20 protein-coding genes, 1 pseudogene and 1 riboswitch are annotated in these 22,535 nt (G+C 60.4%); of the genes and pseudogenes, 9 read left to right on the forward strand and 12 right to left on the reverse strand.

Going from position 1 to position 22,535, the window contains the following annotated elements; translation table 11 throughout:
• Positions 1 to 25: 25 nt before the first annotated feature.
• From HV782_RS24235 to HV782_RS24255, 5 genes are all read right to left on the reverse strand, one after another.
• Positions 26 to 2,758, reverse strand: coding sequence for a winged helix-turn-helix domain-containing protein (locus HV782_RS24235; protein ID WP_186747990.1), 2,733 nt, complete (start codon positions 2,756 to 2,758; stop codon positions 26 to 28).
• 212 nt (positions 2,759 to 2,970) lie between these two features.
• Complete coding sequence (locus tag HV782_RS24240; protein ID WP_128614462.1) at positions 2,971 to 4,335, reverse strand: DUF1329 domain-containing protein; 1,365 nt, start codon at positions 4,333 to 4,335, stop codon at positions 2,971 to 2,973.
• 28 nt (positions 4,336 to 4,363) lie between these two features.
• Entirely contained in the window at positions 4,364 to 6,253 is a 1,890-nt protein-coding gene (locus HV782_RS24245; protein ID WP_128614461.1) for a DUF1302 domain-containing protein, read from the reverse strand.
• Between the two features lie 336 nt (positions 6,254 to 6,589).
• On the reverse strand, positions 6,590 to 8,272 hold the full coding sequence (locus tag HV782_RS24250; protein ID WP_186747991.1) for a fatty acid--CoA ligase: 1,683 nt from the start codon (positions 8,270 to 8,272) through the stop codon (positions 6,590 to 6,592).
• Positions 8,273 to 8,418: 146 nt separating this feature from the next.
• Positions 8,419 to 9,603 carry an MFS transporter gene (locus HV782_RS24255; protein ID WP_186747992.1) on the reverse strand — a complete coding sequence of 395 codons (1,185 nt, stop codon included), beginning with the start codon at positions 9,601 to 9,603 and terminating at the stop codon, positions 8,419 to 8,421.
• 85 nt (positions 9,604 to 9,688) lie between these two features.
• Between HV782_RS24255 and HV782_RS24260 the strand changes: the two genes are divergently transcribed.
• Positions 9,689 to 10,453, forward strand: a complete 765-nt coding sequence (locus tag HV782_RS24260) for an AraC family transcriptional regulator (RefSeq protein WP_128614459.1) — start codon at positions 9,689 to 9,691, stop codon at positions 10,451 to 10,453.
• 50 nt (positions 10,454 to 10,503) lie between these two features.
• Here the strand turns inward: HV782_RS24260 and HV782_RS24265 are convergent, their stop codons facing one another.
• Positions 10,504 to 11,133: a LysE family translocator gene (locus HV782_RS24265; RefSeq protein WP_166221232.1), complete on the reverse strand. Its 630-nt coding sequence runs from the start codon at positions 11,131 to 11,133 to the stop codon at positions 10,504 to 10,506.
• Positions 11,134 to 11,437: 304 nt separating this feature from the next.
• Between HV782_RS24265 and HV782_RS24270 the strand changes: the two genes are divergently transcribed.
• From HV782_RS24270 to HV782_RS24280, 3 genes are all read left to right on the forward strand, one after another.
• On the forward strand, positions 11,438 to 12,403 hold the full coding sequence (locus HV782_RS24270) for a 2-hydroxyacid dehydrogenase (RefSeq protein ID WP_186747993.1): 966 nt from the start codon (positions 11,438 to 11,440) through the stop codon (positions 12,401 to 12,403).
• 33 nt (positions 12,404 to 12,436) lie between these two features.
• Positions 12,437 to 13,435, forward strand: coding sequence for a methyltransferase (locus tag HV782_RS24275; RefSeq protein ID WP_123463094.1), 999 nt, complete (start codon positions 12,437 to 12,439; stop codon positions 13,433 to 13,435).
• 50 nt (positions 13,436 to 13,485) lie between these two features.
• Positions 13,486 to 13,610, forward strand: a riboswitch (yybP-ykoY riboswitch).
• A gap of 87 nt (positions 13,611 to 13,697) precedes the next feature.
• Positions 13,698 to 14,282 carry a TMEM165/GDT1 family protein gene (locus HV782_RS24280; RefSeq protein WP_077574495.1) on the forward strand — a complete coding sequence of 195 codons (585 nt, stop codon included), beginning with the start codon at positions 13,698 to 13,700 and terminating at the stop codon, positions 14,280 to 14,282.
• A 67-nt stretch (positions 14,283 to 14,349) separates the two neighbouring features.
• Here HV782_RS24280 and HV782_RS24285 read toward each other — a convergent pair whose 3' ends face one another.
• Positions 14,350 to 15,165: a M48 family metallopeptidase gene (locus HV782_RS24285; protein WP_123463092.1), complete on the reverse strand. Its 816-nt coding sequence runs from the start codon at positions 15,163 to 15,165 to the stop codon at positions 14,350 to 14,352.
• A 1,352-nt stretch (positions 15,166 to 16,517) separates the two neighbouring features.
• On the opposite strand from HV782_RS24285, the pseudogene HV782_RS29080 reads away from it, so the two are divergent.
• Together HV782_RS29080 and HV782_RS29085 are read left to right on the forward strand one after the other, a co-directional pair.
• Positions 16,518 to 16,715 (forward strand): annotated as a pseudogene (locus HV782_RS29080) (HAMP domain-containing protein); the annotation flags it as partial.
• A gap of 111 nt (positions 16,716 to 16,826) precedes the next feature.
• Positions 16,827 to 17,570, forward strand: a complete 744-nt coding sequence (locus HV782_RS29085; protein ID WP_371748317.1) for a methyl-accepting chemotaxis protein — start codon at positions 16,827 to 16,829, stop codon at positions 17,568 to 17,570.
• A gap of 206 nt (positions 17,571 to 17,776) precedes the next feature.
• Here the strand turns inward: HV782_RS29085 and HV782_RS24295 are convergent, their stop codons facing one another.
• The 3 genes from HV782_RS24295 to HV782_RS24305 are packed head-to-tail and all read right to left on the reverse strand — an operon-like array spanning position 17,777 to position 18,889.
• Positions 17,777 to 18,400: an SOS response-associated peptidase gene (locus HV782_RS24295; protein ID WP_123463089.1), complete on the reverse strand. Its 624-nt coding sequence runs from the start codon at positions 18,398 to 18,400 to the stop codon at positions 17,777 to 17,779.
• Positions 18,401 to 18,436: 36 nt separating this feature from the next.
• A complete protein-coding gene (locus HV782_RS24300) occupies positions 18,437 to 18,697 on the reverse strand; it encodes a putative signal transducing protein (RefSeq protein WP_025109321.1) in 261 nt (86 codons plus the stop codon).
• Positions 18,698 to 18,706: 9 nt separating this feature from the next.
• Positions 18,707 to 18,889, reverse strand: coding sequence for a CPXCG motif-containing cysteine-rich protein (locus HV782_RS24305; RefSeq protein WP_128614484.1), 183 nt, complete (start codon positions 18,887 to 18,889; stop codon positions 18,707 to 18,709).
• Between the two features lie 142 nt (positions 18,890 to 19,031).
• On the opposite strand from HV782_RS24305, the gene HV782_RS24310 reads away from it, so the two are divergent.
• Positions 19,032 to 20,195, forward strand: coding sequence for a 1-acyl-sn-glycerol-3-phosphate acyltransferase (locus HV782_RS24310; RefSeq protein WP_177490484.1), 1,164 nt, complete (start codon positions 19,032 to 19,034; stop codon positions 20,193 to 20,195).
• A gap of 90 nt (positions 20,196 to 20,285) precedes the next feature.
• Here HV782_RS24310 and HV782_RS24315 read toward each other — a convergent pair whose 3' ends face one another.
• On the reverse strand, positions 20,286 to 20,564 hold the full coding sequence (locus HV782_RS24315) for a hypothetical protein (RefSeq protein ID WP_123463083.1): 279 nt from the start codon (positions 20,562 to 20,564) through the stop codon (positions 20,286 to 20,288).
• Positions 20,565 to 20,757: 193 nt separating this feature from the next.
• On the opposite strand from HV782_RS24315, the gene HV782_RS24320 reads away from it, so the two are divergent.
• Positions 20,758 to 20,964 (forward strand): hypothetical protein, encoded by a 207-nt coding sequence (locus tag HV782_RS24320; RefSeq protein ID WP_123463209.1) that lies wholly within the window; start codon positions 20,758 to 20,760, stop codon positions 20,962 to 20,964.
• 267 nt (positions 20,965 to 21,231) lie between these two features.
• On the opposite strand, the gene HV782_RS24325 is transcribed toward HV782_RS24320, so the two are convergent.
• On the reverse strand, positions 21,232 to 21,816 hold the full coding sequence (locus HV782_RS24325; protein ID WP_123463081.1) for a YajG family lipoprotein: 585 nt from the start codon (positions 21,814 to 21,816) through the stop codon (positions 21,232 to 21,234).
• A 205-nt stretch (positions 21,817 to 22,021) separates the two neighbouring features.
• On the opposite strand from HV782_RS24325, the gene HV782_RS24330 reads away from it, so the two are divergent.
• Complete coding sequence (locus tag HV782_RS24330) at positions 22,022 to 22,255, forward strand: hypothetical protein (protein ID WP_123463079.1); 234 nt, start codon at positions 22,022 to 22,024, stop codon at positions 22,253 to 22,255.
• Positions 22,256 to 22,535 lie beyond the last annotated feature (280 nt).

Raw genomic sequence — 22,535 nt, forward strand, 5'->3', positions numbered from 1 at the left:
GGCTTTTTTATGTGCACTTCACCCGCTACGACAACATGCCGAGTTCCTGCGCCCGGGCCACCGCTTGTGTGCGTCGCTCAACGCCGAGCTTGCTGTTGATATGACTGGCATGGGTTTTTACGGTGTGCAACGAAATGAACAACCGATCACTGATCTCCTGATTCGAGCAACCTTGCGCAATCAGACGCAAAACCGCCAGTTCCCGAGCACTCAGTTGCTCCGCCGGCAAAGATTCGATGGCCGGGCGATTTGTTATCAGCGCACAGTGTTCCAGCAAGTATTGCCCGACCGAAACGGGAGAATTCAATAGTGCCCCGCGCATCCAGTCTGCATGACTTTTCAGCAACTCGTTAAAGGGTTGCAAGACCCCTCCCGCCGCCGCCTCCAGTGCCTGACTCAACACCTTGCGCGCTTCCGGTTCGCGTCCGGTCGCCAGCAGTAACGCCACTTTCTGCGTCAACGCCATCACGCTGAGCAATTGCCGCCCGGTCTGCTGGCCGTTTTCATGCAGCACGTTCAAGCGTCCTTCGGCGAGCATCGGCTGCCCTTGAATCATGTCGAGCAGTGCCTGCTGCAGTTCGACATGCAACGGCAATTGCGGATGAAACTCCGGCGGCGCCGCCGCACGCTCACCGGTATAGGTTTGCCCGAGTCGCGCCAGCCAGGCCTCGGCCAGATCGGTGCGCCCCTGCGCCAGCCACAATTCGCATTTGACCAGGGTGATCATCGCCAGATAGTAAATCGGCGGCACATCCCAGATGTGCATCAGGCGCTCGGCTTCGGCCAGTTCGGCGAAGGCCTTGGCGAACTCGCCAGTCGTACCGTCCAGCCTGGCGATCACGCAGTGCCCGATCAACACACTGATGTCGCGGCAGGCTCGTGCCTCACCGATACCGGCCAGTAATCGCACGCGTGCGGCCTGAGGCTGCAAGCGCATCGCCAGCAGGAAGCCTTCGTACAACGTCAACCGTGCGCGCACCGCATACAAGCGTTGCGGCGACAGGCCACGCAAGCGCTCCAGGCCCTGATGCACTTCATCCAGTGCGCGCAGAATTTCGCCACGCGATTGCAGGACGCGGGCACGGTCGTAATGCGCCAGCGCCTCGAACAAGGGATTGCCGACGCGTTGCGCGAGTTCGAGGGATTCACGATTCAAGCCTCGGGCGCGCCACAGGTCGCCGTCGGCAATCGCGAGGTTGGACAATGTCGACAGGCACATCAACCGCTGGCCGTAGCGCTTGGCTGGCAAGCTCTCCAAAGCCTCGGTGCAATATCGGATCGTCAGTTCTCGATGTCCGCGCCCCCGGGCGATGATCCCGCTCAACGCCAGCCATTGCGCCAGCATCGACTTTTGCGCGGTGGCCGAAGGTGCCGGCAGGAAACGGCTCAGATGGCTGGCAAGCTCCTCGGCAGCATCGAGCTGACACGCCAGCCCCAGCGCCCAGCTGTACAGCACGATCAGGCGCGGGGTGCTGATCAGCAGGCTGTCGGGCAAGTCCATTTTCCAGCGCAGCAACATGCCGACGTTTTGCTCGGCCAGCAATTGCTCCTCGGACAGGTTCTGCACCAGATTCGCCGCCACGTCGAGATGGCCGGCACGCAACGCTTGCTCCACGGCCTCGTCGAGCAAGCCCTGTGCGTTGAACCAGCGACAGGCGCGCAAGTGCAGAGTGGCGGTCGGCACCAGCGCCTGAGCGAATGGCCGACTGCGCAATAGATCGGAAAACAGATGGTGATAGCGATACCAGTGGCCGTGTTCGTCCAGCGGCACCAGAAACACCTGGTGCGCCAGCAGAAAACGCAGGATCTCGCCGCTGTCATGGGCTTCGCGCACGGCGTCGCAGAGTTCGCTGCAGAAGCGTTCCTGCGGCGCCGTGTCATAGAGAAACGCCTGTACTTCGGGCGGCAGGCAATCAATCACTTCTTCAAGCAGGTAATCACGGATCAGCCCTTCCCCGCCGTTCAGCGCTTGCGGCAAGGCCGCCTCGCTGCCGGCTTCGGACGCTGCCAGGAGCCAGAAACGCAACCCGGCGACCCAGCCCTCGCTGCGCTGGATCAGGTTCTCCAGCGCCTCGCCGCGCAGTGACGTGCTGTGTCGATCAAGCAGAGACAAGGCTTCGTCGTGGGTCAGGCGCAGATCCTGCTCATTGAGTTCAAGCAGTTGGCGCGACAGCCGCAAGCGCGCCAGATGCCAGTCCGGGCGCTGGCGGCTGGTGACCATGACCAGCAAGCCATCGGGCAGATGATTGAGGAAAAATTGCAGGCAGCGGTCGAGCACCGGCCCTTGGGCGAGATGGTAATCGTCGAGTACCAGTAACAGTGGCGTCGCAGGGTCGAGGTGCAGCGCCAACTCATCGAGCATGCCGTCGAGCCATTCCTCGAAGGCAAAGGGCTGATGGCGTTGGCGCATTTTCAACAGGCCGAGTGCGCGGCTACCCAATTGCGGGAAGTAGTCCTGCAAGCCTTCGAGCAGGCGTTCGAGAAAGCGTCCGGGATCGCTGTCACGCGGGCTCAAACCCAGCCACAGACTTTGCCAATGCTCCGGCAAGCTCTGACAGAACTCTATCGCCAGTGAACTCTTGCCGAACCCGGCGGGGGCACTGACCAGCAACAGCCGTCCACCGAGCCCGGCTTGCAGGCGCTCGCAAAGGCGTGGTCGCAACACGTAGCCGTCCGGCAACGGCGGGCGAAAAAAACGCCCGTCCAATGCCGTGACGGCAACACTTGCGGGACCCGGAAGCGGGGACAGATCAGTCATGGCCGGCTCTTGTTCGAATTGCTGTTGGCGGCGTTGCAGATGTCCGCAGACTAGCCTTAAACGAACCGGTTATGAAGGTTGCTGCTACAAATGGCTACAAAAAGACTACACGCCCCTGCACACGTCTTCCGGCAACGCCTGCAAAAGCAAAAAAAACGCCCCGAACCAGTCGGGGCGTTCCACGAGGATGCGGCCTCGGTTTTTACAACGGTTTAGCGAACACCGTCCTGACGCAGCGCGGCCGGGGTGAAATCGCTGGTGGTGGCGGTGAAGCCGAAGTCATACGCCTGTTTCTCTTCGTTCTTCATGCCCAGCGCCAGATAACGGCCCGATTGCAGGTCGTAGAGGGTTTCCAGGGCATACCACGGCACTTGCTTGTCGTAGTAGTTCTCGGCATGCGCTTCGGCTACGCGCCACAGCTGACCGCGACCGTCGTAGTGGTCGATCACGGCGGCCTGCCAGGTGTCCTCGTCGATGTAGAAGTCACGCTTGGCGTAGATGTGACGCTGACCTTCTTTCAGGGTTGCAACCACGTGCCAGACGCGGCGCAGCTCGTAACGCGCCAGATCCTGGTTGATGTGACCGGCCTTGATGATGTCGGTGTACTTCAGCTTCGGATCGTCGAGCTTGTAGCTGTCGGAGGCGATGTACATCTCTTTCTTGCCTTCAAGCTTCCAGTCGTAGCGATCCGGTGCACCGTTGTACATGTCGAGGTTGTCGGAGGTACGCAGACCGTCGGCGGCAGTACCCGGACCGTCATAGGACACTTGTGGCGCACGGCGCACACGACGCTGACCGGCGTTGTAGACCCACGCCGAACGTGGCTCTTTCACCTGGTCGAGGGTCTCGTGCACCAGCAGCACACCACCGGCCAGACGCGCCGGCGCAGTCACTTTCTGCTTGAAGTAGAACAGGATGTTGCCCGGATTTTTCGGGTCGTAGTCCTTCATCTTGTCGCGGAACACGAACTGGTCCTGGAAGTACACCAGGCTGAACGAACCGTTCGGCTGCGGCGTGGCCTGGGTCACCAGACGGGTCACGCTGCCGCCGCGATAGCGGGTGATGTGGTTCCAGATGACTTCCACGCCGCTTTTCGGAATCGGGAACGGCACCGCCGTTTCGAAGTTTTCCAGACCGTTGCCGCCGGACACCAGATTGGTGTTGGTGGCGTTCTTCTTGATCGCGGCAAACACGTCATCCGGCACGGTCGCACCGCGATGGGACGGATAGACCGGCATTTTGAAGGTGTCCGGATAACGCTTGAACATCGCGTACTGGCCCGGTGCAAGCTTGTCCTTGTACTTGTCGACGTCTTTGGCAGTGATGGTGAACAGCGGCTGTTCACTGGCGTACGGGTTGGACAGGAAACCTTTGCTGTCGACGCTGCCAGCGTTCTTCGGCAGCGGCTTCCAGGCCGGGATCGAACCGTCGGCGTTGCCGGCCATTTCGGCGCCCATCGGGGTCAGGCTCTTGCCCAGCTTGTCGGCTTCGGCGGCAGGCACCGCCGCCATGACGCCGGTCGCCAGCAATGACAGGCCCAGAACACCGGCGTGGAACAGACTCTTTGTTATTTTCATAAATTCGTTCGTCCTGAAAATGCAGTGCTTAGAAGTTCACGCCAAAGCTGAGCGCAACGAAGTCACGGTCATCCACGGTGGTGTACTTGCCGTCAAAGAAGTTGGTGTAAGCCAGGCTTGCGGTGTAGGTGTTCTGGTACTCGGCGTCGACGCCCAGGCTGACCGCCTTGCGACCTTCCTCGAAGTTGCCGCCAGGGCCTGGCGAGTAACCGCTGACGTCGTGGGACCAGGCCACGTTCGGCTTGAGGTTCACGCCGGCAAACACGTCGTTGTATTCCCAGATGGCGCGACCGCGGTAGCCCCACGACATTGATGTGGTGAAGCCGTCGTTGTCGCAATTGCGGCTGCGGTTGTTCTGCGGCGAACCTGGGCCCGCACCATTGATGGTGCTGGCGTTGAGAATGTTGGCGCAGGTATTGACGCCGCCAGTGGCCGGCAACTCACCCGGGCCGTACACCGGATCGCGGCCATAACGCTTGTCGGAACGGCTTTCCAGCCCGCCGACGTAGGTCGCGCCGACTTCGCCGACGAGGGTCAGACGGCTGGCGCCCATGACCTGATCGAAGAAGTGCGTGAAGGTCGTCTGGATCTGGGTGATTTCCTTGCGCTCATAGCCATGCAGATCCTGGCCAGGAACGCCGGTGAGCAGCGAAGCGTTGGTCAGTGCGCCGCCCAGCGGACGAACGCCGGCGAACAGGATGTCGGTGGAGTTCAGCTGCACCGGTGCGTTCGGACGGTAGCTGATCTCACCGCTCCACGCCGTACCGGTAGGCAGGGTGGTGGAGAAGCTCAGACCGTAGAGGCGAATGTCTTCAGGGTATTCAATGAAGTAGTTCGAGTTACCCGCGACCAGCAGGGGGGCGAGTGCCGCAAAAGGCCCCGGCAGCGCGCGTGCCGTGTTGTAAACCGATTGCGGAGCACCGGTGGCGCTGAAGATTGGCGCACGGCTGTGGTAGTTCATGAAGTAGGCGCCGAACTCGGTGTCCAGCGGTTCGTACATGTACTTGAAGGACGCGCCCCACTGGCCACTGTCTCGAGCGTCCCGATCAGGACCGCGACGGACCAGCACACCTTCCTGGTTGACATTGACGCCGTTGGCGGCCAGTGGGCCGAGGGCCACGGCCGGGATTTGCGAACGCTTGTTCAGCACGCGCAGGTTGTCGTTGCAACCGTCGGCGACGATGTCCGGCTGCGAGAAGAACGTACCGCAGTTATCGACGACAGTCTGGTCCCATTCCAGTTGATAGAACGCTTCGGCCGAAAGGTTTTCGGTCAGGCTCTGCGAGACGTAGAACATGTTGACCGGGATCAGGCCTTCCTTGATCTCGGCACCCGGACGACGGAACGCAGACACGTCGATCGGGTTGATCGAGTTGATGCCGCCACCGATGAAGGTACTTTCACCCCAGCTCACGACCTGCTTGCCCAGACGCACGGAACCCGGCTGATCGGCAATCGCATAGTTGTGGTAGACGAAGGCGTCGAGGATCTGCCCGCCGGACGACTTGGCGCCTTCCTTGCGGCCCGAATCGCTGATGTCCTTGAACTCGCGGCTTTCATCCTTGAGTTCGAAGTCGTACCAGTATTTGCCACGGACGAACACCCCGGTGTCGCCATACTTGAGTTCAAGGTCATGGATACCCTTGAAGATCTTCGAGAAGGTTTCACCGCTCTTGAAGTTGGCGTGACCGTCATCGGAGGTCTGCGACAGGCCGTGGCCGCCGTTGTTGACGCCGATCAGGTTCTTGTTCGGTTGCTGAGTAGACCAACTGGCACCGATCGACAGGGACGAGTCGAACTGGCCCTCGATTTCACCGACGTTGAAACTGACGCCGAATGCGGGCCCGGCGAGCGAAGAGGCAAGACTGACCGCCAGAGGCAGTTTCGCCCGGCGCCAGAACTGGTTTACTGAGGTCATCGACGCTACTCCATGTGCATTATTGTTATGGCAGTGAGTACTTTTAAAAACGCTGAAGGACCGGGTGCCAGAGACAGCCCGAAGTCACTCCAAAGATGCATCGCCCCGTTTTGTGCGTGTGCCCCGTTCTTAAAAATCCTTGAGCGGACTATAGCCAGCAGGTGGTACTGCTTGATCCCTCTAAAGTGTGATTTGCAGCCGCCAACCACTCTGGAACAGTCCTTTCGCCAGTCCGACACAAGTCGGCACGGCAAGGATGGCTGATTTTTTCGATTTCACAAGCCAAGCGCTTGCTTGGTGGGTCTGGCGCGCCGTTTTCGGCGCGCCAGCGGACACTCAAAGTGTCGAGAGGAAGGTGCTGTTGTTGGCCTGCCATTCGGTGATGTCGAGGCGGATGCGCTTCTTGTCGAGCTTGCCGACGCTGGTCTTGGGAATTTCGGTAACAAGGGCAATCTGACTCGGAATCGCCCACTTGCTCAGGTGCCCCAGTTCCACGAACGGCTTGAGGTGTTCCTTGAGCTCGCGCGCCCCGATCACGTGCCCTTCACGGATCACCAGCAAGGCAAACGGGCGCTCGCCCCACTGCGGATCGGCAATGCCCACCACTGCTACTTCGCGTACCCCCGCGTGACGACTGATCAGGTCTTCGAGGTCCAGCGAAGAGATCCATTCGCCGCCGGTCTTGATCACGTCCTTGATGCGGTCGCGAATGTCGATCACGCCCATGCTGTCGAGCGTGGCCACATCGCCGGTGTGCAGCCAGCCGCCGGCCCAGAGCTCGGCGCCCTTCTGCGGCTCGTTGAAATAACCTTCGGTCAGCCACGGCGCACGCAGCACCAGTTCGCCCTGGGTTTCGCCGTCGGCGGGCAGGAAGTTGCCCTCTGCGTCAACGATCGCCGCCTCGACCAGCGGCCCCGGCACACCGGCCTTGATCCGGTAGGTGGTGCGCTCGTCTTCGGTGCCGGCCATCAGTTCATCATTGAGGTGGGCACAGGACACCAGCGGCCCGGTCTCGGACATGCCATACGCGGCGGTCAGCTGGATGCCGCGCGCCTTGGCGGTTTCATACAGCGTGCGGTTGAGCGCGCTGCCACCGATGACGATCTTCCAGCCGCCGAAGTCGGTGTCTTGCGCGCCTTTGGCGTTGAGCAGCATTTGCAGGATGGTCGGCACGCAATGGGAGAACGTGACCTTTTCCTTGCGCCACAGCTCGACCAGGAATTCCGGGTCGTAACGCCCCGGATAAACCTGCTTGAGGCCGAGCATGGTCGCGACGTACGGCAGCCCCCAGGCGTGCACGTGGAACATCGGCGTGATCGGCATGTACACGTCGTTGGTGCCGAGCAGGCGCACGCTGTCGATCGCGCCCATGATGGTCGACACGCCCATGGTGTGCAGCACCAGTTGCCGATGGGTGAAGTACACGCCCTTCGGGTTGCCGGTGGTGCCCGTGGTGTAGAACGTGGTGGCGACCGAATTTTCGTCGAAGTCCTGAAAGTCGTACTGCGCACTCGCGGCGGCCAGCAACTGCTCGTACTCGCCGACCAGATTCGGCAGCTCGGCGGTTTTTTCCGGCAGATCGGTCAGCAACAGGGTTTTCTTGACCGTGGTCAGGTGCGGCGCGATGGCCTGATACAGCCCGACGAACTCGCTGTTGACCAGCACGAAGCGGTCCTCGGCGTGGTTCATGGTGTAGAGAATCTGTTCCGGCGACAGACGCACGTTGATGGTGTGGATCACCGCGCCGATCATCGGAATGGCAAACATGCATTCCAGGTAACGATGGCTGTCCCAGTCCATCACCGCCACCGTGTCACCGGCCTTCACACCGGCGGCCGTCAGCACGTTGGCCAGGCGCGCCACACGTTCTATCAGGGTCGGATAGCTGTAGCGCAACTGGTCACGGTAGATGATCTCGCGGGTTTTCTCGTAACGGGCGCCGGACATCAGCAGCCGCTTGATCAGCAATGGATACTGGTAGGCCCCATCGGCCGGGGGAATGACGCGAGTCTGCAACATATGAATCCCTTTTCTGGCTGCACGGTGTTGGCGTAGAGCTTGGTACTCTAGAACCCTTATACGCCAGCCAAATCAGCCAAAGGAATGATTTGCAGAACCGTACAAATGCTAGCTTTGCGCCAGCATTTGCCGGTTTTCGTCAGCTATCAGGCTGTTTGTCCTACAGCCTCTTCAGAAGGCGTCCGCGGGAAAACCATTGCCCCGAGGAAGGTCAGTGCGCCGAAACCCGCGAGAATCAAGTAAAGGCCTACAAAACCATGGCGCGGTTCGACATAGGAAATCAGCGGAATCGCCGTCGCGCTGGCACCGAACGATAAACAGTAACGCAGGGCAAACACCCGCGATTGCCACTGCGGGGCGACGAAGTTCGCGACCATCGCATCGTTCACCGTGACCTGACCGAACACCACGAACATGAACGCCGCACCGAGTGCGATCACCGCCCAGCCATCGGCATAAGCGAGCGCAAACAGCAGCGGCGCCTGGCACACCGTCAGCACGACAAACGGCCACTTCAGGCTGAGCCGGTGCAACACCCGGCCAATGCTCAACTGCGCCACCGCACCAAAGGCATAGGCCAGACTGACCACCACGCCAAGGGTTTGCGGTGAGGCGAACAGCTCCTGCAAACGCTCCTGGAACAGTTTCGGATAAGTCATGGTGGTGGCGTTGAACACCACGCCGCCGGTGGCTGTGGCCAGCGCCAGCACACCAAAAACCATGACCATCGAAATACGCTGTCCGGCGGCGCCTTTGAGAGGCGTGTGCGGACGTTTCGGAATCGGTTCTTCACGCACCTGCCCGGCAAAACCAAAACCCAGCACAACGGCCACCGCGCCGGGTAACAGAAACGCCAAGCGCCAGCCAAATTGCGCCACCAGCAGCCCGGTGACCAGCGCCGAAAACGCCACGCCAAGATTGCCCCACATGCCATTGATGCCGATTTCGCGGCCACGGTTCTGCGCGTAAGCGACCAGCATCGCCGTACCGACCGGGTGATAAATCGCGGCGAAAATACCGATCAGGGTCAGGCCGATCACCAGCATCGTCGGACTGTTACTCAGGCCGGTAAAAATAGCCGAGGCACCGATGCCGAAGAAAAACACCAGCATCATCTGCCGCCGACTCCAGCGATCACCCAGCCAACCGGCGGGTAGCGAACAGGCGCCGAAGGCAATGAAACCGCCCAGTGACAAGCCGATCAGCGTGGCGTAGTCGAGACCGAAGGCCTGCGTCATGCCGAGCACGGCGGCGGGAAAAATCAGCATGAACATGTGATCGATCACATGGGCGGCGTTGATGTAACGGATGACATTGGTCGATTGATTCATGGCAGCACGCTTTACGTAGTGATGAGCCGCTTATGCTAAGTTGGCCGGAAAGCACATTTCTGCCTACCAAGTCATTGAATCAGACATGTTGATCAGCCACTTCGAACACGGCCCGGTGAGCGCCTACCCCCGGGATTATCTGGACGGCGCGCATCAACCGCTGCATCTGCACCGCGAGGCGCAGTTGTTGTATGCGGCCAGCGGGATCATGCGTGTGGTCACGGCATCGGGCGCGTGGGTGATTCCGCCGAGTCGCGCGGTGTGGATTCCGCCCGAGGTCGCGCACGAGATTTTCATGAGCGGCGATGTGCAGATGCGTTCGCTGTTCATCGCGCCAGAACTGTCGCCCGCCAGCCTGCAACATTGCTGCGTATTGGCGGTGACGCCGTTACTGCGCGAATTGATTCTGCGCGCGGTGCAAGGGCCGCCGCATGCCGACAATCCACTGATTCAACAGTTGATGCTGGAAGAACTCGCCAGCCTGGAAAACCTGCCGCTGCACATTCCGATGCCGACTGACCGGCGTCTGCAAAACATCTGTCTGGCGCTGCTGCATAGCCCCGACCATCCCAATACGCTGGAAGACTGGGCGCAGCAGGTCGGCGCCAGCTCACGCACGTTGGCACGGCTGTTTCAGCAGCAATTGCAGATGAGTTTCAACGCCTGGCGCCAGCAACTGCGCCTGATGGAAGCCCTGCCACGCCTGCTCGCCGGGGACAGCGTGCAGCGTGTGGCACGGGACTTGGGTTACGGCAGCGCGCGGGCGTTCAGTGCGATGTTTTGCCGTTTGCTTGGGGAAAATCCCCGCGAGTATCTGAATACCCTGAGCAAACTCAGCGAACTCGCGTAGAAATCGCACACCACCCACCCCCCAAATTTGAATCGGGGGGGGGTGTGCGATCAGTGCATTTCGGTGAAGGCGATTTTCACGCCGAGCGCGATCAGCACCGCCCCCATGGTGCGGTCAAACCAATGGCCCATGCGGGCGAAACCGGCGCGTACGCGTTGCTGACTGAACAGCATCGCAACGAGGCAGAACCAGATCGCAGTCGCGACTGCCAGGTAAATCCCGTAGCCGGCCTGCACCGCCAGCGGGGTGTGCGGGTTAATCACCACGGTGAACAGCGACAGGAAGAACAGCGTCGCTTTCGGGTTCAGGCCGTTGGTGACGAAGCCCGAAGTGAACGCACCGCGGGCTGTGCGCACGCCGGCTTCCTTGTGCAGATCATCGGTCACGGTTTTCGCCGGCTGCGCGCGCAACGCCTTGAAGCCGATATACAGCAGATAAGCCGCCGCCGCCCACTTCAGCGCGTTGAACAGCATGATTGATTGCGACACGATCAGACCGATGCCCAGCAGCGAATAACCGACGTGGAGGAAAATCGCCGTGCCCACACCGAGCGCGGTCCAGGTGCCGGCGCGGCGCCCGTGGGTCACGCTCTCGCGCACCACCACGGCAAAGTCCGGGCCGGGGCTGGCCACGGCCAGCAGGTGGATCAATGCAACGGTCAAGAACTCGGTCCAGTACATGGGGGCTCCTCTGGGGCAGCTTGGTGAAAAATAAATGCGCGGCGAACTCGAACCTGTGGCGAGGGGATTTATCCCCGTTCGGCTGCGCAGCAGTCGTAAATTCAGTGCATGTGCTGTCACTGTTTCAACACGATTACCAGTTTCAGGGCGCGCTTCGCGCGCCAACGGGGATAAATCCCCTCGTCACAGCGTTATCCACATTGCGATGCATCGCATCAGACTTTTGTGCTCTGAGTAACCAATTGTTTCATCTGGTAGGCTCGGCAGATTACGCCTTCCGTTCCGAGCACAAAAGGTACAGTTGATGACGAACCCGCGCCGCGCCGTATTCCTTGATCACCCTTCACTGGATCTCGGCGATCTCGACCTTGGCCCTTTGCGTGCCTGCTTCAGTGACTTGCAACTGTTCGCCCAGACCTTGCCCGAACAAGTCAGCGAGCGCCTGCACGGCGCCACGGTAGCGATCACCAACAAAATCCGCATCGACGCCGCTGCGATGGCCGCCAGCCCGGATCTGCAGCTGATCCTGATCACCGCCACCGGCACCAATAACGTCGACCTGGACGCGGCCCGCGACCACGGCATCACGGTGTGCAACTGTCAGGGTTACGGCACGCCATCCGTGGCGCAGCACACCATCATGCTGCTGCTCAACCTCGCCACGCGCCTGGCCGATTACCAGAAAGCCGTAGCCGCCGGTCGCTGGCAGCAAGCGAAACAGTTCTGCCTGTTGGACTACCCGATCGTCGAACTGGAAGGCAAAACCCTCGGCCTGCTCGGTCACGGCGAACTCGGCGGCGCCGTCGCGCGACTGGCTGAGGCCTTTGGCATGCGCGTACTGCTCGGGCAGATTCCGGGGCGCCCTGCCCGACCGGATCGCTTGCCCCTGAACGAATTGCTGCCACAGATTGATGCCCTGACCCTGCATTGCCCGCTCAACGAACACACCCGCCACTTCATCGGTGCCCGCGAACTGGCGTCGATGAAACCCGGCGCCTTCGTGGTCAACACTGCCCGTGGCGGGCTGGTCGATGAACAAGCCCTGGCCGATGCCTTGCGCAACGGTCATCTGGGCGGTGCGGCCACCGACGTATTGAGTGTCGAGCCACCGGTCAACGGCAATCCGTTGCTGGCCGCCGACATCCCGCGTTTGATCGTCACCCCGCACAATGCCTGGGGCAGCCGCGAAGCACGGCAGCGCATCGTGGGTCAATTGACCGAAAACGCTCAGGCGTTCTTCAGCGGTAAGGCGCTGCGGGTCGTCAGTTGATAAACTGCGGCACTTTTTTTTCGAGGAGCAGTTATGGATCCGCGCAGTGAAGTACTGCTTCGTCAGGCCGAGTTATTCCAGGGTTCGCTGTTGCTCGCCGGTTTGCCCGCCGACGATTTGCTCGGGCGCCTGCCCGATGCGTTTGGCTGGTGCTGGCACGCGGGTGATCAAGCCGCACTCGACGCGCGTTTCGAGGGTCGCAGCCATTTTGGCGTGGAGATTCCTCAGCGTGAGTTCGACAGCGCCGTGGTGTTTTTGCCCAAGTCCAAAGACCTGACCGATTACATCCTCAACGCCGTGGCCTCGCGTCTGGCCGGGCGCGAGGTGTTTCTGGTTGGCGAAAAACGCAGTGGCATCGAGGGTGCGTCCAAGCAACTCAACCCGTTTGGCAAGCCGCGCAAACTCGACAGCGCGCGACACTGCCAACTGTGGCAAGTCACCGTGGCCAACGCGCCTGAAGCCAAATCCCTGGAAAGCCTGGCCCAGACTTACGAGCTGCCACTGGCCGAAGGCCCATTGAAAGTCATCAGCCTGCCGGGGGTGTTCAGCCACGGCCGACTGGATCGCGGCAGCGCCTTGCTGCTGGAACACCTGGACAAACTGCCGAGCGGACATCTGCTCGATTTCGGTTGTGGTGCCGGTGTACTGGGCGCGGCGGTCAAGCGTCGTTACCCACACAATCAGGTCACGCTGCTGGATGTCGATGCCTTCGCCGCCGCAAGCAGTCGCCTCACCTTGGCGGCCAATGGTCTGGAAGCCGAGGTGATCACTGGCGACGGCATCGACGCTGCGCCGATGGGTTTGAACGCGATCCTGAGCAATCCGCCGTTCCATGTCGGCGTGCACACCGATTATTTCGCCACGGAGAACTTGCTGCGAAAAGCGGCGAAACATCTGAAAAACGGTGGCGAACTGCGGCTAGTTGCGAACAGCTTCCTGAAGTATCAGCCACTGATCGAAGAGCATCTGGGCGTGTGTGCGATCAAGGCCGAAGGCAATGGTTTCCGGATTTACCGGGCCAAGCGCGGCTGAAACTTCTTTTCAAAAAGAGGCTTGCTCTATCGGATTTGCCTAGGCAGAATCCGCTCCGTCCTAGGGGAGTAGTCTCCCACGAGCGCCAAGCTCGTCCGGCATGCGTCAACATACTTGATCCTCAGATCATGGCGCATGCGACCCAAGCGACCGCACCAGACGGTTCGCAGGGTTTGACAAGACCTATGACACGCACACCTTACCCGGGGCGGGAAGGCTGTACGTGTCATAGCCGTGTCGACCCGCCCCTTAGGAAATCCTGATGCTGGACTCATTACTCGTTCCCACCGCAATCGTTGCCTTGGCCGAAATCGGCGACAAGACGCAACTGCTCGCACTGATTCTCGCCGCTCGCTTTCGCAAACCCTGGCCGATCATTGCCGGTATCGTCGCCGCGACCCTGGCCAACCACGCGGCAGCCGGTGCGGTAGGTGCCTGGTTTGGCAGTTTCTTCTCGAATGCGACGCTGCACTGGATTCTCGCCGCAAGCTTTACGGCCACTGCGCTGTGGACGCTGGTTCCGGACAAGATGGATGACGATGAAACCAGCACCGCACGCAAGTTCGGGCCGTTTCTGACCACGCTGATTGCGTTTTTCCTCGCCGAAATGGGCGACAAGACTCAGGTCGCGACGGTGATGCTCGCCGCGCAATATCCGGAACTGTGGCTGGTGATTATCGGTACTACGGCGGGCATGTTGATTGCCAACGTGCCAGTGGTATTGGCGGGTAACTTTGCTGCGGACAAATTGCCGCTGACCTTGATCCGTCGCCTCGCGGCCTCGGCATTCATGATTCTGGCAATCGTGGCGGTGTACAAGGCGATGCAGAGCAGTGGCTGGGTTTAAAGCAGCTGCAAGCTTCAAGCAACGAGCTGCAAGCCAAGCGAGTCTGCTTTGACTTGCAGCTTGCAGCTTACTGCTTGCTACTGTTGTAAAGCGGCATGACCTTCGGAATCGCCGCCTGCAACGAGGCGATCCGGCTGGACGACGCCGGGTGCGTGCTCATGAACTCCGGCGGTGCGCCTTCCGAGGCCTTGCTCATCTTGTTCCACAGGGTGATCGCCGCGTTCGGGTTGTACCCGGCGCGGGCGGCCAGCTCGAGACCGATCAGGTCGGCTTCGTTTTCGTTGGCGCGGCTGTTGGGCAGGGTCATGCCGTAGTTGGCCACGGTGTCGGCCAGCGCCAGGCTGTCCTGACCAAGACCGAGCAGTGCACCCGCGCCTTGCTTGGCCATTTCAATGCCATAGGCCTTGGACATCGCTTCACGACCGTGCTCGCGCAAGGCGTGGGCGATTTCATGGCCCATGACCGCAGCGATTTCATCGTCGGTCAGTTTCAGGCTGTCGATCAGCCCGGTGTAGAAAATGATCTTGCCGCCCGGCCCACAGTTGGCGTTGAGCTCATCGCTCTTGATCAGATTGACTTCCCACTGCCACTGCGCCGCATCCGGACGGAAGTTCGGCGCCTGGGCGATCAGGCGGTTGGCAATCGCCTGCACCCGTTTGGCCTCCGGGCTGGTCTTGTCGAGCACACCTTTGCTGGAAGCCTCGCCAACGGTCTTCTGATACGACTGGGCATACATCTGGTCGACCTCTTGCGAGGACAGCATGCTGAACATGTACTGCTTGCGCTCCACACCCACGGCGCCGCCGCTGGTGGTGTTGACCGACTGACAACCGGCCAGCAACAGCGCTGCGCTCAGTGCACTTACAACCAATGTCTTGTTCATTCAAAAGCTCCCTGAAAACCTGCCGCGTATCCTAGGCGGGTAATTGTATCGACGCCAGATACAACGGACGTGTTGCAGCGACTTTCAGATGTTTCCCACCAGCGCTGTCGTAAAAAATTCACAGCGACCGCCAAGTCCCGTGCAACTGCGTCGCGCACTGATCCATTTGCGACATCGGCTTTCAATTGCACCTGCTCGCACTCATGGCCCAATGCCGGCTGCCGATACAACAGCGCAGACGTCCTCTTGCGTGCGGAGCTCCCATGAAGTTCAAGTCGATCCAGTTTTCCGTCGCCGCCCTGGCCGGCGCCATCGTGCTCAGCGTGGTCGTTGCGCTGGTGCTGTATGCGCTGTTCTCCGGCGCCCGCACGCAAGAGATGGTGCAACAGCGCACCCAGACCCAGTTCGAGCAGGTCATCGAACAGCGCCTGACCTCACTGGCGCAGACTCAGGTCAGCCAGATCCAGCGTGAACTCGAAGCGCCACTGTTGATTGCCGGCGGCCTGGTGCGGGTCAACGCCCTGCTCGGCACACCAGGTGCCGACGGCCAGCCACGTCTGACCGTCAGCCGCGAACAACTGATCAGCCTGATCAAAGAGAACGTTGAAAAGAACCCGAAAATTCTCGGCACCTACATCGGCTGGGAGAAAAACGCCCTCGACCACAATGACGCGGCCTATGTCGGCACCAGCGTGGTAGGGATCGACGCGGCCAACGGACGTTTCCTGCCGTGGTGGTTCCGCAACGATGACGGCACCCTCGGCCTGGACAAACTGGTGGACGTCGACGACCAGAAAACCCTGTCCACCGGCGTGCGCGCCAGCGAGTACTACCTGTGCTCGAAAGAAACCAAGAAATCCTGCGTGATCGATCCGGCGCCGTACAAAGTCGGCGACAAGATCGTCATGCTCGCCTCCTTTATTGAACCGATCATGCTCAACGGCGCGTTCCAGGGCATCGTTGGCGCTGACCTGTCGGTGAACTTCATCCAGGAAATGCTTCTGGGCGCCAACCAGAAACTCTACAGTGGCGCCGGACAAATGGCCCTGATCGGCGGCAATGGCCGGATCGTTGCCTACACCAAGGACCCAAGCAAATTCGGTGAGAAGGTCAGCGACATTCTTGACGCCGAACAGATCGCCAGCATGGCCAGTCTCAAGCGCGGCGAAGTCACCTATTCGGTGAACAAGGACAAGGGCCGCATCGAACTGTACCTGCCCTTCGGCATCGGCCAGACCGACGCACGCTGGACATTGATGCTGCAATTACCGCTCAACGCGGTGATGGCCGACCTGCAAAAACTGCAGGGCGATCTGGAGGCCCAGCGCAAATCCGACACCTTCGGCATGGCTATGGTCGGCCTGATCATCGCCGGCCTCGGCCTGCTGGTGATCTGGCTGGTCGGCCACGGCATCGCCCGACCGCTGAAACAAATGGTTGCGATGCTCAATGACATCGCCCAAGGCGAAGGCGATCTGACCCGACGTTTGACCAGCGATCGCAGCGATGAACTGGGTTCGATCGCCAAGGGCTTCAACACGTTTCTGGGCAAGTTGCAGGCGATGATCACCCAAGTGGTGACGTCAGTGCAGAGCGTCAGCGATTCCTCGGAACACACGGCTGATATCGCGATTCGCACCAACATCGGCATCCAGAAACAAATGGCCGAAATCGATCAGGTCGCCACGGCGGTGCAGGAAATGACCGCCACTGCGCAAGACGTCGCACGCAATGCCACTCAGGCCGCACAAGCCGCCAGCCATGCGGATCAGGCAGCCAGTCAGGGCATGCAGATCGTGCGCGACACGTCCAATTCGATTGGCGTACTGGCGCTGGAAATCGGCAAGGCTGTCGATGTGGTGCAGACCCTGGCCAAGGACAGCGAGAACATCAACGCCATCCTCACCGCCATTCGCGGCATCGCCGAACAGACCAACCTGCTGGCGCTGAACGCCGCCATCGAAGCGGCCCGTGCCGGCGAGCAGGGTCGTGGTTTTGCCGTGGTGGCGGACGAGGTGCGCAATCTGGCGCAGAAGACCCAGAAAGCCACCGAAGAAATCCAGACCATGATCCAGCAATTGCAACAGGGCACCCGCGATGTGGTGCGGGTCATGGAAGACAGCCAGAACCGCACCGACGAAAGTGTGCAACACGCGGCGAAAGCCGCCGAGGCGCTGGAGACGATCACCCAGGCGGTGTCGGTGATCAACGACATGAATACGCAGATTGCCAGCGCGGCGGAAGAACAGAGCGCGGTGGCCGATGACATCAACCGTAACGTGATCAATATCGGTCAGGTGGCGAATGAAGTGGCGGGGGGTGCGGATGAGTCGAGTTCAGCGAGCGCGGATTTGACCAAACTGGCGGAGCAGCAGCGGCGGTTGATCAATCAGTTCAAGGTCTGAAAAGCCAAAAGGCCCTCACCCTGACCCTCTCCCAAAGGGAGAGGGGACTGACCGAGTTGTCTACCGTCATACATCGACCTGAAAAATCGTGGCGATTATGGATTCGGTGAAAAACCTTCCAGTCGGTGTATTCCGTCAATATCCCCCAATCAGTCCCCTCTCCCTCCGGGAGAGGGTTAGGGTGAGGGGCTTTTGATCTGCAGGCTTCAGCCCGGGGTCAGACACTCCGGCCCGTTGAGCTTGGGATCATTGATCAGATTCGCCAGCACCCGCTCGCGCAACGCCGCAGGTTCGCTGGCCAGCAAACCCTGCAACACATGTAGCGGCGTCTCGGGATCGAGCCACGCCGCCTGCCCGGCCTCATCGAGAATCAACGGCCGGCGCTGACTCGAGGCCGGCTGTGTAATCACTGCCGTGCTCAACCAGACCTGCTCCTGCACCGGATAGGCCTCCCAGATCGCCGCGAAAAACAGTGATGAGCCCTCCCCCGGCGTCAGCCAGAACGGCCGTTTGCGCTGGGTCCCGCGCCATTCGTAGAAGCCGTTGGCCGGCAGCAGGCAACGGCGCTGGCGCAGGGCTTCACGAAACATCGGTTGTTCGGCCACGGTTTCCGCACGGGCGTGCGCCGGGGTTTTCGACAAGTCGGTCAGCCACGGCGGCGTCAGCCCCCAACGGGCGCGGGCCAGCGTGCGCTGGCCATCGGCTTCGGCCCGCAGCATCAACACCGAATCATTGGGGGAAATGTTCCACTGCGCCTGCTGATCGGCGGGAAAACCGGGCAGGGCCGCGAAATCGCGGTTCCAGCGAAACAGGGCATAACGTCCACACATGGGGCAACACGACTCAGAAAGAAAACGAACGTCAGCCTAACAGACCAGCGTCCCGGGGAAGCTCTCCGGTTCATCGCCGGGCAGCGGCAGCGCGGCATTGTACGCGGTGATCAGCTCGCGGGCGTATTCGGCCTGATCGTTATCGACCGACAGCCCCAGCAGACCGAAAATCGGCAACTCCCCCGTGCCGCCGAGCAAATCGCGGCCCACCAGATGCGCCTCGATGCCTTCGCTGGCGAGCATGCCCTTGAGCATCTCGCCTTCCATCAGGTTTTCCGGCTCGTAGATTCGCTGCATGGGCGCCCCTCATTCGTTTTCGCTGAACACTTCCAGAAACCAGTCCCCGTCGTGCACCTGCAAGACAAACTTGATCGGTCGACAACACACCTGACAGTCCTCGATATAGGTCTGATCGCCATCGGACAGGTCCAGCGTCGTCTCGACCTCTTCACCACAATACGGACATTCATACAGTGCGCTTTCCAGCATCGCGGTCTCCCAGGTGACTTGTGCGTATAATCGCCGGTCTATTTGCAGGGCTATTTTTGTCTGGCTACTTTTTCAGACCGTGCCTCGCGGGTTTTCGATCAAAACCTTTACTTACCCTAGCCGTTTCCAACAAGAGAGCATGATGGGCGAATTCGATGCCATCCGACCTTACGACGACAGCGAAGTACCTGCGGTACTGGCACGACTGCTCGGCGACAAGGCGTTTCTAGATATCCTCACCCACTTCCGCTTCCCGCGTTTTGCCGGTGCCTTCGGCTGGATGCTCAAACCTCTTATAGCCCATCGTTTGCGTCGTGAGTTCGCCGACGTCAATTCGGTGGCCACTTTGCAGGACAAAGTCGAGTTCTACGTCGACCACACCATCGAGCGCGCCACCGACGGCGTGACCTACACCGGTGTCGAGCAATTCAAATCCGGCAGTGCCTATCTGTTTATCGCCAACCATCGTGACATCGTGATGGACCCGGCCTTCGTCAACTACGCCGTGTACCACGCCGGCCTGCCGACCCCGCGCATCGCGATTGGCGACAACCTGCTGCAAAAGCCATTCGTCAGCGACCTGATGCGTCTGAACAAGAGTTTCATCGTGCACCGTTCGATCACCGGACGTCGCGAGAAAATGGCCGCGTACCAATTGCTGTCGGCGTACATCAACCACTCGATCCGCAACGATTGCGCGTCGATCTGGATCGCGCAGGCCGAAGGCCGGGCCAAGGACGGCGACGACCGTACCGAGTCGGCGATCCTCAAGATGTTCCACATGAGCCGCAAGGACGAGCCGTTCGGCGAAGTCATCCAGTCGCTGAACCTGACCCCGGTGTCGATCAGCTACGAATACGACCCGTGCGACCAGGCCAAGGCCCGCGAGTTGTACATCCGCGCCACCACTGGCACCTACGCCAAGGCGCCGGGCGAGGATGACGTAAGCATTGCCAAGGGGATCACCGGCTACAAGGGCCGGGTGCACGTGAACTTTGCCGCGCCGATCACTGAATTGTTCGAAGACACCAAGCAATTGGCGATCGAGATGGACAAGCAGATTCTCGGCGGGTATCGCCTGTTCCCGGTGCACTACCTGGCGTATGCGATGTGGGCGGATGCCGATCCGCAACTGAACGTGCCGAAAGCCGCCGAGGTGTTCCCGGCCGATGAACTGGCCAAGGCGCAGGAAGAGTGGCAGAGCCGACTGGACGCCTGCCCTGAAGAGCACCGTCCGTATCTGGTGCTGCAATATGCGACGCCGGTGCGCAATCAGTACCGGGTCAAGGCTGGGTTGCCGTTGTAAGCGGCATGCACCAGACGTGACAACGGCGCCTTCGGGCGCCGTTTTTTATGCCTGCCTCATACTTTTGTGGCGAGGGTCATGTACTCAACTTCAGAAGCGGGTGCTGATCCAGGAGATGAGCAAGGCCAGGCCGAGGCAGGCAAATCCGAAGCGATAGAAAAACCGGTTCATGCGCAACGTCGCCCAATCCAGAATCGGCTCGGCGTCCGGCAAGGCCTGGCGTTGCGCGGCGATGCTGGCCATGGCGCGTTGTTCACGACGACGGGTCGCGTGCAGCAGCCAACTGCCCGGAAAGGCCAGGGCCAGCGCCAGCAGGTTGATCAATTTGGCGGGATGGGCGGTAAACAGCGTCATCAAGTGCAGCGACATCACAGACCTCAGACTAAATCGGTGTGGCAGGCGCCAGATCGACGACCGCGGCACGGATTCTACCGAAAGCCTCCTTCACTACCCTACCCTTTGCGACAAATAACCCGACAATCGACCGATGGCTGTCCTGTGTCACGGCTTCGTCATGTGGATACGCCACCCTGCGCGCCTCGAAACACACATGGAACGCGACATGCTTCACGCTGAAAACCAGGATCGTCTGTACCTCATCACCCCTTACGAAGAACAACAGAGCCTCGTCGGCGGTCTCGCCTTCAATGTGCAGGATCGCCATTGGCTGGTGTATTGCGCCCTCGGCGGGCATCAGCATGCGGATTTGCCCGAGACCGACTTGCTGACGGGTGTCAGCGTTCTCGACTTCTACTCGCAGGCAGCCTGAAAGCAAAAGCACCCTCACCCTGACCCTATCCCGGAGGGAGAAGGGACTGACCGGGTTGTCTGGTCGAGGTACATCGACCTGAAACTTCGAGGTGAATGTAGACCTCAAGAACAACGCAAATCGGCTCCCTTTCCCCCTCGCCCCCTGAGGGAGAGGGTTGGGGTGAGGGGGAAAGGATCTTCCCGACACCACAATTCTCAAACTCTGCACCCACAAAAAAGCCCGAAACCATCACTGGCCCCGGGCTTTTTCACATCTACCGAACACTTATTCGGCGAGGATCTGGCCCACGGTCGGATCCTTGAACAGACGGGTCAAGGCGTCGCTCAACACGTCGCTGACCAGTTTGGTGTTGGTTTCCTGATTCGGCGCCATGCCGAAACGCTGATCCAGCGACGCACCATAACGACCGCTGTAACGGCGATTGGCATTCTGTACGTCGGAGCGGAACGTTGCACCGATGGTCGCTTCGGTCACGTACATGCCTTCTTTGGGCGATTGATACTTCAGTTCGGCCAGGGTCACGGTCAGTTGTGGAGCGTTAGGCGCGTTGTTGGTCGGGGTAAAGCCGAGCAAACGTACGGCCGCTTCCGCCTGAGCCTGCAGCTTCGGCAGGATCTGCTCGCGCTGCACGGTGATGGCGCTGGTTTCCGGGTACAGGCCGCCACGGGTGCCCAGGGTTGGCGACGGACGACCGTCAACCACGCGCACGATGACTGGCTGGCCACGACCGACCGGTGCCAGTTGCGTGGTCAGCTTCGGCTCCGGACTCAGTTGTTGCGGGCTGTGGGCGCAGCCGGCCAGTGTCAAACCGGCCACAGTGATCAAACCGAACAACAGGCGTTGCAACATGCTCTTATCTCCAGAATCAGGCACAAACAGGCCGGCAGTATAGCGGTGGGCCACTGCGGGTCACCAGCGTCACACCATGAATACTGAAATGTCTGACAAACCCTGTCGAACGCGGTTCCTGTCACACATTCTTCACTGCCTATACACCGTGACGTCATGGTCCACCGGCAACCTTGCAGTCAGTCCTCCAACAAGGTACTCGGCCATGCGTTATCTGATCTCGTTGTTCGCTCCACGCCCACTGCACCGCAGCTTTGCCCTGCTCGATCGCAATGGCCATTGCCAGGCGTTCAAGCAATGCAGCCTGCAGCCAATGGGCGACGGCTGGGTCGAAATCGAAGAAATCCGCCTCAACTGGTTGCACCAGCCACTGCCGGCCAGCGCCCGCGTCATACCGTCGCAGCCCCGCGCACGTGCTCAGGCGATGTTGAGCATCTGACCGGATGCCTAATAAAAGTCATTAAACACGAGCAACACCGCGCATTTCTTCGATACAATCTCCCCCCGATTATAAGGACGTCTCCTGATCGGGCCCCGCGACAGCGTCAATGCGCATGCATCGACATCAAAACCGCCCACAGAGAGCCGCCCACACAGATCGAGTGAAGTTGGCGCGCTTGCCTGTTCTTCCGGCAAAACCCCTGCTTTTCGCGAATCTGCAGAGCTGTCATACGCTCGGCCACCGCGTTGTTTTGCCTTTGCGGGCAGGGTGCCAGGCT

Source organism: Pseudomonas monsensis, from assembly GCF_014268495.2.
GTDB lineage: Bacteria > Pseudomonadota > Gammaproteobacteria > Pseudomonadales > Pseudomonadaceae > Aquipseudomonas > Aquipseudomonas monsensis.